Source organism: Acidithiobacillus ferriphilus, assembly GCF_028215975.1.
GTDB classification, from domain to species: Bacteria; Pseudomonadota; Gammaproteobacteria; order Acidithiobacillales; family Acidithiobacillaceae; genus Acidithiobacillus; species Acidithiobacillus ferriphilus.
This window is the reverse complement of sequence record NZ_CP116458.1, coordinates 1,889,492-1,906,093: the sequence shown is the minus strand read 5'-3', so window position 1 is coordinate 1,906,093 and position 16,602 is coordinate 1,889,492. Positions and strand designations below refer to the sequence as shown.

The window sequence follows — 16,602 nt, the reverse complement described above, 5'->3', positions numbered from 1 at the left end:
CGAGTGCAGGGTGGTTATGAGAGACGGTGAGAGTGCAGTGGATAACGAATCTCAGCGGTCTGAGCTGAAGCGGCTTATCGCGCGCGGTAAAGAGCAAGGCTACCTGACCTATCGCGAGATCAATGATCATTTGCCCGAAGAGGTCTTCGACCCCGAGCAAATGGAAAATGTCATCTCCATGATCAATGACATGGGTATTGAGGTCTTCGAAGAAGCCCCCGATGGCGAGACCCTGCTGGATGGGGAAGGTGGTTCCGTGGTCGCCGCCCAGGAAGCGGAAGAGGCCGCTGAAGAAGCCCTGGCTGTGGTCGAGGCGGATATCGGGCGGACCAGTGACCCGGTGCGCATGTACATGCGCGAGATGGGCAGCGTCGAACTGCTTACCCGTGAGGGTGAAATCGAGATTGCCCGGCGTATTGAAGACGGCTTGATGCAGGTGCTGCGGGCGGTATCGACTTGTCCGACGACCATCTCTCTTTTGCTGGACGCGGCCGATCGGGTGGAGCGCGGTGAGATACGCCTGGATGAAGTGGTCGACGCCTTTATCGATCCCAATGCGCTGGATGCGGAAGCGGTTGGCGCGGACGAGGATGCCGTACTGGTGGGCGGCGACGAGATTGAGGTTGAGGACGACGACGAAGAATCTGAAGGCGGTGATGTCGAAGTAGATAAAGGCCCACAACTCGAAGAAGCGTTGGAACGTTTTGCAGTTATTCGCGCTGCTTACACCATGTTACTCGTCAGCTATGCCGATGGGGAAATGCATGGGGAAGCCTACCAACGGCAGCGTCGTGAGCTTGCGGAGCGCTTCCTGGAAATCAAGCTCAACGTTCGTCAGATCGATGTCATGACCGATGCGCTGCGCGGGTTGACCGAAGAAGTGCGTCAATGCGAACGGGAGCTGATGGAACTGTGCATTGAACGTGCACGTTTCCCGCGTAAGGATTTTGTACGCAGTTATCCTGGTCACGAAAGTGATGTTGGCTGGGTTGATCAGCAAATTTCCGGTGGATTTTCTTACAGTGCTCGCTTGATCGAGTTTCGTGACGATATCGTGTCGATCATGAAGCGACTGGCGAACATTGAGAAACGTGCAGGCTTGCCGGTTGTTGAGATTAAAGAGGCCAGCCGATTGATGTCTATTGGTGAGGCTAAAGCGCGGCGTGCCAAGAAGGAAATGGTCGAGGCCAACCTGCGTCTGGTGATCTCTATTGCCAAGAAGTATACCAATCGTGGTTTGCAGTTTCTCGATTTGATTCAGGAAGGGAATATCGGCTTGATGAAAGCCGTGGACAAGTTTGAATATCGGCGTGGTTACAAATTCTCGACTTACGCGACTTGGTGGATACGGCAGGCCATTACGCGGAGCATTGCGGATCAGGCGAGGACCATTCGTATTCCGGTACATATGATCGAAACCATCAACAAACTCAATCGGATCAGTCGGCAGATGCTTCAGGAAATGGGACGCGAGCCGACGCCTGAAGAGTTGGCAGAGCGAATGGAGATGCCTGAGGATAAAATTCGCAAGGTATTGAAAATCGCTAAAGAACCCATCTCTATGGAGACACCCATAGGTGATGATGAAGACTCGCATCTGGGTGATTTCATTGAAGATCGAAACGTGACTGCGCCAGCGGATTCTGCCGTTAATGCGGCGATTCGCGAGGTGGTCGAGGAGCTGCTCGATAATGGTTTGACGGCGCGGGAGGCCAAGGTACTGCGTATGCGTTTTGGTATCGGGATGAATACCGACCATACGCTAGAGGAAGTTGGCAAGCAGTTTGACGTTACTCGTGAGCGTATCCGCCAAATTGAAGCCAAGGCACTGCGTAAACTGCGTCACCCCTCCCGATCGGAGCGGTTGCGCAGTTTTGTGGACGGTGAGGTGACGATCCCGTCTTGATGTATGCTTCTGTTGTATACCGGCGTGGATATCGGCGCGTTCCACGCCTTTCTTTAGGGCCTGTAGCTCAGTTGGTTAGAGCAGGGGACTCATAATCCCTTGGTCCACGGTTCGAGTCCGTGCGGGCCCACCAATTAAACAATAAGTTATATATTTGCTGTTGACAATCCTCTGCTCCTCAGGTACAGATTCGGTACAGTGCTGAATCTGGACGGAGGAGATTTGTGTTATGGCCACGATAGTCAAAAACCCGGCGGGAACCTGGAAAGCGGTGATTCGCAAGCAGGGTTGGCCGACGGCTGCGAAAACGTTCCGGACCAAACGGGATGCCGAAGACTGGTCCCGTCAGGCTGAAGATGAAATGGTGCGGGGGGTTTATATTCAGCGAGCGCCGTCTCAGAAACTCTCGTTGGACATGGCGCTGGATCGCTATCTGCGCGAGATTACCCCGACCAAGAAAGCGGGTGACTCCCAGCGGCGTGACCATACGAGTGCAAAAGCACTGCGGGCACGCTTGGGTAAATATGCCTTGGCTGCGTTGAATCAAGAGATCATTGGACGCTACCGGGATGATCGCCTGGCCGAGGGTCGTGCTGGCAACACGGTGCGTCTGGAACTCGCTCTTCTATCCCACCTTTTTACCGTGGCCATCCGTGAGTGGGGCATCAGTCTGCCAGCGAATCCCGTATTGCTCGTACGCAAACCCAAAGGAAATTCACGGGACCGCCGTCTGCAGGGAGATGAGGCGGCATGCCTTCTCAAGAGTGTGCGTGCCCACAGCAACCCCATTCTGGCTTGGGCCACCGAACTTGCTTTGGAAACCGCAGCACGCGTTGATGAAATCCTCTCAGTAGAGCTGCGTGATGTGGATCTTACCCGGCGTATCGTTATTTTTCGGGATACCAAAAATGGGGACACGCGGGGCGCTCCGCTGACTGTGCGTGCCACCGAGATTTTTCGCGAGGCGATTGACACCTATCCTCGGAAAGGTACCAACCTGGTTTTTCCGGGAAATCCAGGTCGGGATGGTATTCGGCGCCCGTACACGATGAACAAAGTCTGGAAAACAGCCCTTGAGCGCGCTGGTATTCAAGGTCTGCATTTCCATGACCTGCGCCATGAGGCCACCAGTCGACTCGTGGAAATGGGGCTGTCCGATACCAAGACACGGCAGATCACAGGGCACAAATCTGCCCAGATGATGGGCCGGTATACCCACTTGCGCAGCGAAGAGTTGGTGCAGGATCTGGACGCGTGCCAGTCAGCGGGTCGACAGAGGGCATCCTCTGCAATCGATACAAGCCAGCCAAAAACGCAAAGTCTACGAAATAAGAGCAATATTGTGCCTTTTATAGGACGCGACCCGCGATGAATTTTCTGTATCGTCATCCTTGTGGATATGGATCATTACAAGGAGGCGGTTGCGATGGAGCAGAAGAAAAATTACTGTTGACCTCGGAAGAGGCCGCAGCAATGGTACGCAAATCGGCCATGGCCTTCCGAGACAGTATGTGCCGCGGAAAGGCGCCCTGGTCCCGTTGGCTTTCGGCACGGCGTGTTTCGTTGAGGCGGCGTTATTACTGTCGAAGGGCCGATGTCGAATTGGTCGCACAGTTCGGCGACGCAGTAGTTGGACTAGAGCAAGGTGAAAGTGGACATGGACGTGTGTTGGAACTAGGAAAGTATGCACGCCGCCAGAGTAAACGGAAGTGATTGGCGGCTTCCGGCAGGGATTTCACAGATGGCCTTTGTTGACTGGCGTGCTCTGGAGCGATGGGTATCACGAGCAGTCTTGTATACGTCGCATGGGGAGGACTCTCGGGATCAAATTGATCCCGAGAGTCAGGCATGTCGGCGATACGCTCAGGCCACCGTAAAATCTTATCAGCATCGGCCAATGGCTCTTTCAGCCTGGAAGCGGTCGTTCGCTGTGCGCAATCATAGTGCGTCAGATTCCATTACGCCCCAAATTGGGGCAACACCCAGCATTGTTTGGTGGCTCCACAAAATAAATAAGCAAATTATTCAATAAGATGCCGATAACTCGCAATATGGCATGTTTCCTGCACGGAAACTATGTCTATCCGGAGGAAATGGCATGGTAACAAATCTCGAGTCAACGCAATCACTCAAAGGATCAAGTCTGGGTTTTATGGAGGCAGTTGGTCAATCCCTTGCTAATATATCTCCAACATTAACCCCAGCACTGAATATGGGGGCTGTAGTGGCCCTTGCTGGACAAGGTACATGGTTGGTATATGTAGCGGCGACAATCGCCCTTATTATAGTTGGGCTTAACATGTCTACCTTGGCAAGTAGATTTTCCGCAGCTGGTTCATTCTTCATCTTCATCTCTCGATCGCTGGGTCCAATGATGGGCGGACTTACAGGGTGGGCGCTGATACTCGCCTACATAGGAACTGCAATGGCGCTGTTGGCGGGTCTCGCGATCTTTGTCAACAATACGCTAGCACCATTTGGTGTGAGCATACCCCCCATAATAAGCTACATTATTTTTGGCTTTTTGGCATGGTATCTAGCATATAGAGACATCAAACTTTCGTCGCGAATCAGCCTAATAATTGAAGCAATATCTGTTGCTGTAATAACAGTTTTAGTCTTTACTGTAGTTGGAAAGGACTACTCTCCATCTGTTGTTTACACCCAGGCTGGAATATCAGGCGCTTCTGTAAAAGGGATGTTTGGAGGCGTGGTTCTGGCAATTTTTTCCTTCGTCGGGTTTGAGAGCTCTGTAACTCTCGGCAAAGAGACTAGAGACCCCACGAAAAACATTCCGCGTGCCGTAATGGGTAGCATGTTATTTGCCGGGGCATTCTTTACGATAATGGCCTTTGCAATGATTACCGCCTACAAGGGAAATGCTACTGCATTTGGTAATGACTCGGCGCCGCTCGAAACGCTTTTAGGTTATCTTAACCTTACGGCCTTGTCAGCGCCTGTTTATGCCATTGCATCATTGAGCCTGTTTGCTTGTGTTTTGGCATCTATAAATGCTGGATCACGCTTGCTATTTTCCATGGGCAGATATCAATTTGTGCATAGATCCATGGGGTTGGTGCATACTACACATCAAACGCCCCATATCGCGGTGACTATTAGTTCCATTCTTGCTGTAATTGGACCAATAGCTCTGATTGGTCATGGATCTATGAATACGTATGATATTACCGGAACGGTGGCGACATTTGGGTTTATATTTGTCTATCTTTTAATCAGTATTTCTGCCCCGATATATCTCGCCAAAAAAAGATTGGGATCGGTTACGTCAGTATTTTTTGGCATAACAGGTGCTGGCCTGATGGTGGCCGCTTTCTTTGGTAGCGTGTACCCAGTCCCGGCCTACCCATTTAATTTATTACCTTATATATTTATTGCATATTTACTCTTTGGTGTAGCTATACTGGTACGCCTTAAGCTTTTCTCTCCGACTATACTTGATCGAGTGGAACTTGATCTCGAAGGGAATGAGGGGGCAATCATAGGAAGGAAATGATTTTAATTTTTAAATTATAACAAATTTGCGCGATAACATCAATTAACGTTGTCGCGCAGTTATTGTCTGGAATAGAAACAAATATTTTTAATTGGTAATGCTTGTATTATAAATTATAATAGATAAGAAGCTTATTGGTAGTTTTATCAGATTTTCTGGGCCGTGTGGAATATCACCGCGAAAGGTAAGTGAATCCCCCTTCTTTAGTACATAAGTCTTTTGACCGTGACGATACTCTATCACACCATCCAAGATGTGGATGAACTCAGTGCCCGGATGCTCAAAAGTTGGGAAGACCTCAGATTCGTCGTTCATCGTTATTAAAAAAGGCTCAAATTGTTTGTTTGGCCCCTGATCATATGCAAGGAGATGATATGTATGGCCGCGCTTGGTGCCTCGACGGACCACTTCCATGCCTTCACCTTGCCTAACCATCTGTGCTCCCCCATCGGGGACATCATAGTTGCGAAAAAGTGTGGAAAGCGAAACGCCGAGAGCTCTGCTAAGTCGCGACAGGGTATCCAGACTCATTGCAGTTTGGGCGTTTTCTATTTTAGAGAGCATGCCCCTACTGATTCCTGTTAGGTCAGACACATCTGAGATCGTGAGGTCTTGTTTGTTTCTGAGCTCACGTATGGTGTTGCCAATATATCGTTCGAGGCCGTGGTTCGAATCTGTATTATCCATGATTAATATTTGTACATCGCCGCCTGGAGAATTGCAAGAAAATTCACTACGAGAAAAAAACTTGCACACAGAGAAACGCGCATGTTATATTTTACCTACTGAAAGAGTTTTTGGGTTGATGCCATGCCTGATATTGATTTTTTTACATTGACAGTATCTTGCCCAGACCAAGTGGGTATCGTTGCTCGTGTATCGGACTTCATAGCGAGTAATGGTGGTTGGATCATCGAAGCCAGTCATTATGCGGACCCAGACCTACGCCGATTCTTCATGCGGCATCAGATTGTGGCCCATTCGCTCCCTTTTGATGTTCATGTGTTTCGTGAGCAGTTCCAAGAAATTGCGCAGGAGTTTGAAATGGATTGGAAAATATCCGACAGCCGCATAAAAAAGCGCGTTGTCATTATGGTTTCCAACTTGGGCCACTGTCTCTACGACTTGCTAGGCAGATGGCGGACTGGTGAGCTGAACATTGACATCCCCTGCGTTATCTCTAACCACGATACTTTCCGGTCATTTGTGGAATGGCACGACATCCCCTTCCATCATGTTCCAGTTGACCCAAAACAGAAGCATATAGCCTTTCAGAAAGTCGCCGATCTTTTCGACACAGCCCAAGGCGATGTATTGGTCCTGGCAAGGTATATGCAGGTGCTTAATCCAGAGATGTGTGAACTGTATCCGGGACAAATAATCAATATTCACCACAGCTTTCTACCTGGATTTGTTGGGGCAAAGCCTTACCACCAGGCCTACGATAAGGGGGTTAAACTCGTCGGCGCCACTTGTCATTATGTCACATCTGAACTGGATCAGGGGCCGATCATAGAACAGGATGTTATTCGTATAGACCACTCCAATGGACCTTCAGAGTTGGTGCGCTCTGGCCGCGATGTCGAAAAGTCGGTACTTGCCCGCGGGCTGCGATATCACTTAGAAGATCGAGTCGTGCTTAATGGATCGAAGACCGTGGTATTTCGATAATGTTCAGAGAGGAATGACAACATGCCCTGGCGTTTAATGCGATTTGCGCTGTCCCCGGAGCATCCCGAAGGTCGGATGTTCAAGACGCATGCCGAACTCAAAGATTCATATGACGTGGTGATTATCGGTGCTGGTGGTCATGGCTTAGCGGCTGCCTATTACCTCGCCCGCGATCACGGTATCAACAATGTCTGCGTCCTGGAAAAGGGATATATCGGCGGTGGAAATACCGGACGTAATACCACGATTATAAGATCAAATTACATCACCCCGGAGGGGGTGCGTTTTTACGATGCATCGGTCAAGCTTTGGGAAGACCTCTCCGAAGATTTTGATTTGAATCTTTTCTACTCCAAACGCGGCCACTACACCCTGGCGCATACGGATTCCGCTCTGCGTACTATGCGTTGGCGCGCCGAAGTCAATAAGCATTACGGGGTAGAGTCCGAGTTGGTCGGTCCGGAATTTATCCAGCGCGAATTGCCCATGATGGATATGTCCTGTGGAGGCCATGCGCCTGTCCTCGGCGCACTGTACCACGCACCCGGAGCCATTGCCCGGCATGATGCGGTAGCTTGGGGTTACGGGCGGGGCGCTGACCGGCGCGGTGTGGAAATACACCAAAAGACAGAAGTCACCGGAATTTCAGTAACTTCGGGGAAGGTCCATGGGGTCCAGACTTCACGCGGATTCATCCATACGGAGAAAGTATTGTGTGCTGTAGCGGGCTCCACACCGCGCCTACTGAATATGGTAGATCTGCAGAGCCCAATCTACATCCATCCCTTGCAGGCGATGGTGAGTGAGCCAACGAAACCGTGGTTAAATCCCATCATTGTTTCTGGCAGCTTGCATGTCTACATCAGCCAATCGGCTCGTGGAGAACTCGTACTGGGCGCTTCTCTGGATCCATATGAGCTGCACTCAACCCGATCTACGCTGGATTTCACTGAAGGCCTTTCCGCCCATATTCTAGAGCTTTTCCCGTTTCTCTCTCACGTAAAGATTGTACGACAATGGGCTGGAATAGCGGATATGACACCAGATTTTGCCCCTATTATGGGGAAAACCCCTGTAGAGGGGTTTTATCTGGACGCTGGTTGGGGTACCTGGGGGTTCAAGGCAACCCCTGTAGCGGGGAAAACCATGGCGCACACAGTAGCATCTGATTCTATACACCCGCTCATTACCGAATTTTCCCTTGATCGCTTCCGCTCTTATGCATTGACGGGTGAAAAAGGCGCGGCATCAGTAGGGCATTAGGCAATATGGAGATCGCATTATGAAGATGATCGCTTGTCCTATTCAGGGATTACGCCCTGTTTCCGAATTTTTCTATTGGGGAGAAGTCCGGGATACCCCTGATCCTGATCCTGATACATGCACAGATCAGGAATGGGCGGACTATGTGTTCAATCGAAACGGTGTCGCTGGGATCAAAAAAGAATGGTGGTGCCATATACCGAGTAATACCTGGTTTATTGCTGAGCGCAATACGGTGACTGATCAGACGGTTCGGACTTTCTTGTATGGGGAGGACGGCAGATGTTGAAACCTTATCGACTTCCTCCTGTGGAAGGAGAGTGGATTGATCGCGATAAGTCGGCTGCCTTCAAATTTGAAGGCAAGTCGTTCTGTGGTTTTGAGGGAGATACCATTACCAGTGCGCTCTGGGCATCTGGTCAAAGACTTCTGGGGCGCAGCTTCAAATATCACCGGCCACGCGGCATATTGTCGCTGGCGAATCATGACGTCAATGTGATGGTGCAATGGGATCAACACTTGAATCTCCGTGCGGATGTCACAGCGCTTGCATCCAAAATGCAGGTAAACGCGGTGAATACGACGGGGGGGCTTGAAAAAGACCAAAGCAAAATATTCAATCATCTTTCGTCGCTGTTGCCGGTCGGATTTTATTATAAAGCGTTCCACAGTAAGAAACTTTTCCCGCATTGGGAGCGGTTGTTCCGCAACATAACGGGCCTGGGGAAGGTCGACCTTGAAACACCCCGGATATTTACTCCCAAAGACTACGATTTTTGTTCGGTAGCGGTTATCGGCGCAGGTCCATCTGGGCTTGCGGCCGCCCTGGCGGCTGCAGAGCAAGGTGCCGACACACTGCTCATTGATGAGAACCCGCAATGTGGTGGGAGCGGGCATTATCAACGGGGTGGAGATAATAGTTTGTGGCATGCCACAAAGCAGCTTTTAGAGAAGGTCGAAGCACACCCGCTGATTCGCGTTCTTGCGAGTACGACGGTGGCCGGTTATTACGCAGATCACTGGTTGGCACTGGTATCTGAATGCAAAATGACCAAGTTGCGGGCGAAGTCTGTGGTGTTTGCAACCGGTGCTTTTGAGCAGCCTGCTGTGTTCAGGAATAATGATCTCCCGGGAGTCATGCTGGGATCTGCGGCTCAGCGCCTGATGTATCGCTTCGCGGTGCGACCTGCACAGAGGGCCGTCGTGTTGCTTGCCAACGATGATGGCTATCGGCTGGCATTGGATCTTAAAGCCCACGGCGTTGAAATCGCCGCAATGGTCGATATGCGCTCAGAGGGGGCAGCACAAAATCATTTTTCAAAATCAATTACCAATCATGGGGTTCCGTTATACTCCGGTTGCTGTGTCTACGAGGCGCTACCAGCTAAGAAGGATCATGTTGTGGGTGTGGCCCGTGTTGCATCATTCTCGGATGGTAAGGCAGATCCGGCCACCGTCCGTGAAATTCAGTGTGACGGAATCATTATGAGTGTGGGTTGGGCCCCTGCTGCCAATCTTCTCTATCAAGCCAGCACTCAGATGCGTTATACGGATGCGCTGGAGCAATTTGTTCCAGATGGGCTGGCTCCCGGCATCTTCGCCTGTGGTCGGGTAAATGGTATCTATAACCCGGATGTCCGATTACGGGATGGCCAGCGCGCCGGCAGTGCTGCAGCAGCTTACCTGGGATTTGGAAAAGCCTTAGAGGTGAACATCTCTTCCGAGACGGTGTGCCCAAATTTTTCCTGGCCCATAGTTTCCCATCCGCAAGGCAAAAACTTTGTGGATTTTGACGAAGATCTGCAGCTCAAGGATTTCGAGAATGCCGTGCAGGAAGGTTTTGACAATATTGAGCTCTTGAAGCGTTTCACAACGAATGGAATGGGCCCCAGCCAGGGTAAACATTCTAATATGAATGCCCTGCGTATTTTGGGGCGGTTGACAGGGCAGCGCCCAGACGCTGTAGGTACGACTACCGCCCGTCCATTTTTTCATCCAGTACCATTATCTCATTTGGCTGGACGTGGGTTTCATCCGGAACGCCGGACCCCTATGCATCCCCGCCACGTCGCGCTCAACGCATTTTTTATGCGCGCGGGCGAGTGGCTGCGTCCTGAGTATTACGCACGGACTGATCGCAATCGCAGTGCATGTATTCAAGAGGAAGTGGCAGCAGTCCGAGACTCTGTAGGCCTGATAGATGTTGGCACATTAGGGAAACTCGAAGTATTCGGGCCGCAGGCAGTGGAACTGTTGGAGCGTGTCTACGTTTCAAAATACGCCAATTTGAAAGCAGGTATGACGCGCTATGCCGTCATGTGTGATGAGGCGGGAGTGGTCATTGATGATGGTGTAATTGCGCGGTTGGCTGAGGATCACTTTTACTTTACCACGACGACCTCGGGAGCAGCCCAGATTTATCGGGAGTTGAGCCGTCTCAATACGATGTGGCGATTAAATTGTGGCATCGTTAACCATACCGGCGCATTCTCTGCCATGAATCTTGCTGGCCCAAAATCGCGAGAAGTCCTGCAACAACTTACAGCGATAGATCTTTCTGGCGCGTCTTTTCCGTATCTGGCAATTCGGGAAGGGAGGGTGGCCGGCATCCCGGCGCGTCTAATGCGTGTGGGTTTTGTTGGGGAATGGGGCTACGAAATTCATATTCCCGCTGAATATGGAATATCCCTTTGGGATGCGATCCTGGATGCAGGACGCCCTTTCAACATTCGACCCTTCGGTGTGGAAGCACAACGCGTCCTGCGCTTAGAAAAGGGACATGTGATTATCGGACAGGATACCGATGGTCTCACGAATCCCTATGAGGCAGGCCTCGGATGGGCGATCAAAATGGAAAAGCCCTTCTTCGTCGGTAAACGCAGCCTGCATATTTTCTCGAAAAACCCCCTGCGGCAGCAATTGGTTGGATTTCAAATACCGCAGGAATACACGGGATCTCCCCCGCAGGAGTGCCACCTGATCATCCTTGCCGGAGAAATTGCCGGACGAGTAACCAGCATCGCCTATAGTCAGACAATCAACGCCCACATCGGTTTGGCTTTGGTTACTCCAGAGTTGGCGTCGTCTGCGACCTCTTTCGAAATCCGTCTGACCAACGGTGATTTCGTCACTGCACAGATAACATCATTACCATTCTACGATCCCGGTCAAATGCGCCAGAAGGAGACAATATGCGCGTAGATGCTGACAGATGGAGCCCCATCCATACCGCCGATATCACCTCGGCAGGGAGTGCCCTGTCCACGATTGACCAGGATGCAGCGATCTGGATCGCCGACCTCTCCCTGCAACCGCGCTTTGGTTGCAAAGGGCGTGGAGCGGCCGAGTGGCTGGGGGCACAGGATTTAATTGTGCCCGCTAGCCCTAACAGTTGGGTGATGACAGGGGAATCTGCGATTTTACGTTTGGGTGATTCAGAATTTCTGATCGAAAGTACAGCAGACGTTGTCAACAAGATGAAAAGTCTTCCGCGAGAAGCGTCGGTTTACCCCGTTTTACGCCAGGATTGTGCATTCGAGTTCGGGGGGGCTCAAGTGGAAAATCTACTCAGGCAGGTTTGTAGCATGCACTTTGAGGCCCTGAATTTGACTGCCCAACCCATTGTTCTCACATCAATGATCGGCGTGAGTGTGATTATCTTACCTAAACAGGATCAAGGCCGGCCTAATTTTCGGGTGTGGGCAGATAATACCTATGGATTTTACTTATGGAACACCTTACTGGGTATCGGTAACGAACTGGGTGGCTGTCAGATTTGCCTTGCCAGAAATTCGGTATATCAGTAAACCGGCCAGAAAGAACTTTATCAATACGACGGAGGGTTACAGCACATGAATATTGAAGCTGCACGAAAATTTCTCTCGGAAAATCAGATCAAATATGTGCTAGCGCAGTTCGTTGATATTCACGGCACCGCAAAAACCAAATCGGTACCCGTGAAACATTTCGAGACGATCCTCGGCAATGGTGCTGGATTTGCGGGATTTGCGGTGTGGGGTTTAGGCATCGCGCCGCATGGACCAGATTTTATGGCGGTTGGAGACCTCTCGACGCTTTCGCTGGTACCTTGGCAGCCGGGTTACGCACGCATCGTCTGTGATGGGCATGTGCATGGAAAGCCGTGGCCCAATGACACCCGAGTGGCTTTAAAAAAACAGATCGCACGATTAAGTGAGCGAGGGCTTACCTTCTACACCGGGCTGGAGCCGGAGTTTTCTTTGCTGCGTCGTGGCCCAGATGGTGTGATTTCACCTTGTGATCCCAGCGATGCGCTGCCAAAACCCTGTTATGACTACAAAGGGTTATCTCGCTCCCGAGCATTCCTTGAGAAACTGGTGGACAGCATGATCGCCAGTGGTATTGACGTATATCAAATTGATCACGAAGATGCGAATGGACAGTTCGAAGTCAATTACACCTTTACCGACTGCCTTACTTCTTGCGACCAGTTTACTTTTTTTAAAATGGCCGCTGCGGAAATTGCGCATGAAATGGGTCTGATCTGCTCATTCATGCCCAAACCTTTTGCGAATCGGCCCGGAAATGGTATGCACATGCATATGTCTATCGGGGATGGAGAAAGAAATCTCTTCGCCGAGGCCAGCGATCCCCGGGGGCTTCATCTCTCCCCCATGGCATATCATTTTTTAGGGGGCGTACTGGCGCACGCACCAGCATTGGCAGCGATCTGCGCGCCCACGGTGAATTCTTACAAGCGTTTGGTAGTGGGGCGCTCACTCACCGGTGCGACATGGGCACCAGCCTACATCAGTTATGGAGATAACAATCGGTCCTCGATGGTGCGCATTCCTGGTGGGCGCTTGGAACTCCGCTTGCCCGATGGTGCTTGCAACGCCTACCTCGCCACGGCAGCTGTAATCGCCGCTGGTATCGACGGCATTGATCGTGCCCTGGATCCGGGGGAGCCCAAGAACGCTAATTTATATGAGTGGTCACCCGAAGATCTCAAAAGAGAGGGTGTCAGCATTTTGCCGCAAAACTTGCATGAGGCTCTGTTGGCGCTTGAGGCAGATGAAATTCTGCTGTCTGCCCTTGGCTCTGTGTCGGGAGAGTTTTTAACCCTAAAGCATATGGAATGGGTGGAGTATATGCGCCATGTCTCCGACTGGGAGCTCTCCAGTTATCTGGAATTCTTCTGAGTTTATGCTTGTAAATCATTCATCGGATACTTTGTAAGGGGAACACTATCATGTGCGGCATTATCGGATTACTCATAAAGAAAGAGCCACTACGTGTCCATCTAGGTGAGTGGATGGTGCCTATGCTGATCGGTATGACCGAGCGTGGCCCGGATTCTGCGGGTCTTGCGATCTTCTCCAAGTCACTTCCTGTAGGCCAACTTAAAATAAGCTTGTACTCCGGATTGACGACAGAGGGAGCTGATTTTAACTGGACCGGCATGCGACATCATGCCGACGAAACCCTGGGTATTTCATCCACCATTCAGCACTATGACAACCATGCCATACTGACATTTGTAGGGAATCCTGAGCCGGTTAAGCATTGGATCCATGAACATTATCCAGCAGTTCATATCTTATCCACCGGTAGTAGCATTGATTTATTTAAGGATGTTGGGAGTCCAGCAGCAGTGGTCAGTCGCTACCGTCTAGGCCTGCTACAGGGTAGCCACTTGGTTGGCCATACACGTATGGCTACAGAGTCTGCCGTTACACCAGATCGTGCTCATCCTTTCACCGCAGGAGAGGACTTTTGTCTGGTGCACAATGGGTCTCTGTCTAATCCATATGGCATCCGTCGGATGCTGGAATCCCATGGTATTCACTTCGATACTGATAATGATACGGAAGCGGCATGCCGATTTTTGGAATGGCGACTGCGTGAAGGGGACACTCTGGAAGAAGCTATACAAAAAAGTTTCACCGAGTTGGATGGATTCTTTACTTTTCTCATGGGCACGGCAAATCAGCTCGCCTTGATCCGCGATCCCTTTGCTTGCAAGCCTGCTGTTGTGGCAGAGACGGATGATTATGTGGCGATCGCTTCAGAATTTCGATCATTGGCCCACCTGCCGGATATACAGAATGCGCATATCTTTGAGCCAGCCCCAGAGGAGATGTATGTATGGAAAATATAAAATTTGATCTGCAGGCCACTTCAGTGCGGGAGATCAATAAATTCCTTCATCACCAAATTGCGGATGGCACGGCGCCTAAAATCACCATTGAAAATCCCGATGGCGCTCATAATATTGCCGCTGGCCTAAACGTAAATTGTGAGGTGGAGATTCGTGGGCATGTGGGATACTACGCTGCAGGAATGAATCAGCATGCCTCCGTCTTGGTCAATGGCAATGCGGGTACGGGTGTCGCCGAAAATATGATGAGTGGTCGGGTACATGTCCGCGGTTTCGCCTCCAACTCCGCAGGTGCATCAGCTCATGGTGGGCTTCTCATTGTCGATGGTGACGCGGGTCTGCGCTGTGGAATTTCGTTGAAAGGCGGTGATATCGTGGTGGGAGGATCAGTAGGCAGTTTCTCAGCGTTTATGGCCCAGGCCGGTCGCATAGTGATCTGTGGGAATGCGGGGGATGCGTTGGGCGACTCTCTCTATGAAGCCGTAGTGTACGTGAAAGGGCATATCAAATCTTTAGGTGCCGATGCGCGCGTAGAGGATATGACGGTCGACGATCATCAAGCGCTCGAATCTTTATTGAATCAGGCAGGGACAAGTTATAGCACACACCGGCCAAGCGATTTTAAACGCATCGCTTCAGCCCGAAGCTTGTACCACTGGAACGCCGATGCTAACCAGGAATACTGAGGAGTACATCATGAACGAAAGTCATAACGGCGATAAAAGAATCTCCAAAGAGGAATCCTGGGGGTATGATCGAAGCACGCTGGATTATATCCAACGTGCTGCGGCGCATGGTCTCTATGAGATCCGCGGACTGGGTGCTAAACGTAAGGTTCCCCACTTCGACGACCTAGTCTTTCTCGGAGCATCCATGACCCGCTATCCCTTGGAGGGATATCGAGAAAAGTGTGCAACAAAAACCATTCTAGGTACTCGATTTGCCTCTAGACCTGTGGAATTAGAGATACCAATTACCGTGGCCGGAATGAGTTTTGGTGCACTCTCAGCGAATGTGAAAGAAGCATTGGGCCGGGCGGCAACCGAGGTGGGCACTTCGACCACCACGGGAGATGGCGGCATGACATCAGAGGAACGAGATTCATCAAAAGTCTTAGTCTATCAATGCCTGCCTTCGCGCTATGGTTTCAACCCGGATGATTTACGTAGGGCAGATGCTATTGAGGTCGTTATCGGACAAGGTGCCAAACCGGGGGGGGGCGGCATGCTCCTGGGGCAAAAGGTGAACCCGCGTGTCGCACAAATGAGAACATTGCCGGCGGGTGTCGACCAGCGTTCCGCCTCGCGGCATCCTGACTGGACTGGACCGGATGACCTGACCATCAAAATTCATGAATTGCGAGAAATCACGGATTGGGAGAAGCCGATTTATGTCAAAGTCGGAGCCACACGCACGTTTCATGACGTAAAGCTTGCCGTACACGCGGGCGCGGATGTGATTGTGGTAGATGGCATGCAGGGGGGGACTGCCGCAACTCAAACCTGCTTTATCGAGCACATAGGTATACCAACTCTTGCAGCTCTGCGACAAGCAGTGGATGCCCTCGAAGACATGAATATGAAAGGGACCGTGCAGTTAATCATCTCTGGGGGAATCAGAACGGGGGCGGACGTTGCGAAGGCCTTAGCGATGGGGGCAGATGCGGTATCAATTGGTCAAGGTGTGCTTATGGCATTGGGCTGCAATAGTGAGAGCTGGATAGATTCTGGCGGGCAGCATATTTCCGCAGCGCAGGATTATTTGAAGATTGGAACAGAATCTGGTTGCTGCCATCATTGCCATACCGGCCAGTGTCCCGTAGGCATCACCACTCAGGATGAGCTTCTCGAACAGCGACTTCGCCCGGAGATAGGGGCGAAACGTCTAACGAACTACTTAAAAACCTTGAACATGGAGCTTACGACTATTGCCAGGGCATGCGGAAAAAATAATGTCCATCACCTCGAAAGGGAGGACTTAGTGGCGCTAACCATAGAAGCGGCAGCAATGGCTAATATTCCTTTGGCCGGAACCGAATGGATACCAGGAAAGGGAATGAAATAGGAACGTGGCAAGCGATTATTACTCGGTTCCTTGGATATTAAAAAG

At 50.9% G+C, this 16,602-nt stretch carries 13 protein-coding genes and 1 tRNA gene; 13 read left to right on the top strand and 1 reads right to left on the bottom strand.

The features are described from left to right. The first annotated feature begins 37 nt into the window (after nucleotides 1-37). From rpoD to PJU76_RS09515, 4 genes are all read left to right on the top strand, one after another. A complete protein-coding gene (gene rpoD / locus PJU76_RS09530; RefSeq protein ID WP_372443937.1) occupies nucleotides 38-1,906 on the top strand; it encodes an RNA polymerase sigma factor RpoD in 1,869 nt (622 codons plus the stop codon). Between the two features lie 56 nt (nucleotides 1,907-1,962). Beyond that, nucleotides 1,963-2,039, top strand: a tRNA-Ile gene (locus PJU76_RS09525). A gap of 96 nt (nucleotides 2,040-2,135) precedes the next feature. Next, nucleotides 2,136-3,278, top strand: coding sequence for a tyrosine-type recombinase/integrase (locus PJU76_RS09520; protein ID WP_271779337.1), 1,143 nt, complete (start codon nucleotides 2,136-2,138; stop codon nucleotides 3,276-3,278). A gap of 726 nt (nucleotides 3,279-4,004) precedes the next feature. Then, the gene (locus PJU76_RS09515; RefSeq protein ID WP_271779336.1) at nucleotides 4,005-5,420 is read left to right on the top strand and encodes an APC family permease; all 1,416 of its coding nucleotides are present in this window, start codon (nucleotides 4,005-4,007) and stop codon (nucleotides 5,418-5,420) included. Nucleotides 5,421-5,507: 87 nt separating this feature from the next. Here PJU76_RS09515 and PJU76_RS09510 read toward each other — a convergent pair whose 3' ends face one another. Continuing rightward, complete coding sequence (locus tag PJU76_RS09510) at nucleotides 5,508-6,107, bottom strand: helix-turn-helix domain-containing protein (RefSeq protein WP_271779335.1); 600 nt, start codon at nucleotides 6,105-6,107, stop codon at nucleotides 5,508-5,510. Between the two features lie 123 nt (nucleotides 6,108-6,230). Here PJU76_RS09510 and purU point away from each other — a divergent pair, with 123 nt between their 5' ends. Genes purU through PJU76_RS09465 form a run of 9 tightly spaced genes read left to right on the top strand, consistent with a single transcriptional unit; the run spans nucleotide 6,231 to nucleotide 16,557 of the window. Then, on the top strand, nucleotides 6,231-7,091 hold the full coding sequence (purU, locus tag PJU76_RS09505; protein WP_215894172.1) for a formyltetrahydrofolate deformylase: 861 nt from the start codon (nucleotides 6,231-6,233) through the stop codon (nucleotides 7,089-7,091). Between the two features lie 21 nt (nucleotides 7,092-7,112). Continuing rightward, nucleotides 7,113-8,354: an FAD-dependent oxidoreductase gene (locus PJU76_RS09500; protein WP_215894171.1), complete on the top strand. Its 1,242-nt coding sequence runs from the start codon at nucleotides 7,113-7,115 to the stop codon at nucleotides 8,352-8,354. 19 nt (nucleotides 8,355-8,373) lie between these two features. Then, on the top strand, nucleotides 8,374-8,643 hold the full coding sequence (locus PJU76_RS09495) for a sarcosine oxidase subunit delta (RefSeq protein WP_271779334.1): 270 nt from the start codon (nucleotides 8,374-8,376) through the stop codon (nucleotides 8,641-8,643). Next, on the top strand, nucleotides 8,637-11,555 hold the full coding sequence (locus PJU76_RS09490) for a 2Fe-2S iron-sulfur cluster-binding protein (RefSeq protein WP_271779333.1): 2,919 nt from the start codon (nucleotides 8,637-8,639) through the stop codon (nucleotides 11,553-11,555). The genes PJU76_RS09495 and PJU76_RS09490 overlap by 7 nt, the downstream gene beginning before the upstream one ends. Further along, nucleotides 11,546-12,160 carry a hypothetical protein gene (locus tag PJU76_RS09485; RefSeq protein ID WP_271779332.1) on the top strand — a complete coding sequence of 205 codons (615 nt, stop codon included), beginning with the start codon at nucleotides 11,546-11,548 and terminating at the stop codon, nucleotides 12,158-12,160. Before PJU76_RS09490 ends, PJU76_RS09485 begins: the two co-directional genes overlap by 10 nt. A 45-nt stretch (nucleotides 12,161-12,205) precedes the next feature. After that, nucleotides 12,206-13,534: a type III glutamate--ammonia ligase gene (glnT, locus tag PJU76_RS09480; protein WP_215867347.1), complete on the top strand. Its 1,329-nt coding sequence runs from the start codon at nucleotides 12,206-12,208 to the stop codon at nucleotides 13,532-13,534. A 50-nt stretch (nucleotides 13,535-13,584) separates the two neighbouring features. Further along, the gene (locus PJU76_RS09475; protein WP_271779331.1) at nucleotides 13,585-14,493 is read left to right on the top strand and encodes a class II glutamine amidotransferase domain-containing protein; all 909 of its coding nucleotides are present in this window, start codon (nucleotides 13,585-13,587) and stop codon (nucleotides 14,491-14,493) included. Next, on the top strand, nucleotides 14,481-15,179 hold the full coding sequence (locus PJU76_RS09470) for a GltB/FmdC/FwdC-like GXGXG domain-containing protein (RefSeq protein WP_065413207.1): 699 nt from the start codon (nucleotides 14,481-14,483) through the stop codon (nucleotides 15,177-15,179). Before PJU76_RS09475 ends, PJU76_RS09470 begins: the two co-directional genes overlap by 13 nt. A gap of 10 nt (nucleotides 15,180-15,189) precedes the next feature. Beyond that, the gene (locus PJU76_RS09465; protein WP_271779330.1) at nucleotides 15,190-16,557 is read left to right on the top strand and encodes an FMN-binding glutamate synthase family protein; all 1,368 of its coding nucleotides are present in this window, start codon (nucleotides 15,190-15,192) and stop codon (nucleotides 16,555-16,557) included. Nucleotides 16,558-16,602 lie beyond the last annotated feature (45 nt).

Coding starts and splice junctions, on each gene's coding strand:
- PJU76_RS09520 (WP_271779337.1), top strand. CDS start 2,136: ATGGCCACGATAGTCAAAAACCCGGCGGGAACCTGGAAAGCGGTGATT.
- PJU76_RS09515 (WP_271779336.1), top strand. CDS start 4,005: ATGGTAACAAATCTCGAGTCAACGCAATCACTCAAAGGATCAAGTCTG.
- PJU76_RS09510 (WP_271779335.1), bottom strand. CDS start 6,107: ATGGATAATACAGATTCGAACCACGGCCTCGAACGATATATTGGCAAC.
- purU (WP_215894172.1), top strand. CDS start 6,231: ATGCCTGATATTGATTTTTTTACATTGACAGTATCTTGCCCAGACCAA.
- PJU76_RS09500 (WP_215894171.1), top strand. CDS start 7,113: ATGCCCTGGCGTTTAATGCGATTTGCGCTGTCCCCGGAGCATCCCGAA.
- PJU76_RS09495 (WP_271779334.1), top strand. CDS start 8,374: ATGAAGATGATCGCTTGTCCTATTCAGGGATTACGCCCTGTTTCCGAA.
- PJU76_RS09490 (WP_271779333.1), top strand. CDS start 8,637: ATGTTGAAACCTTATCGACTTCCTCCTGTGGAAGGAGAGTGGATTGAT.
- PJU76_RS09485 (WP_271779332.1), top strand. CDS start 11,546: ATGCGCGTAGATGCTGACAGATGGAGCCCCATCCATACCGCCGATATC.
- glnT (WP_215867347.1), top strand. CDS start 12,206: ATGAATATTGAAGCTGCACGAAAATTTCTCTCGGAAAATCAGATCAAA.
- PJU76_RS09475 (WP_271779331.1), top strand. CDS start 13,585: ATGTGCGGCATTATCGGATTACTCATAAAGAAAGAGCCACTACGTGTC.
- PJU76_RS09470 (WP_065413207.1), top strand. CDS start 14,481: ATGGAAAATATAAAATTTGATCTGCAGGCCACTTCAGTGCGGGAGATC.
- PJU76_RS09465 (WP_271779330.1), top strand. CDS start 15,190: ATGAACGAAAGTCATAACGGCGATAAAAGAATCTCCAAAGAGGAATCC.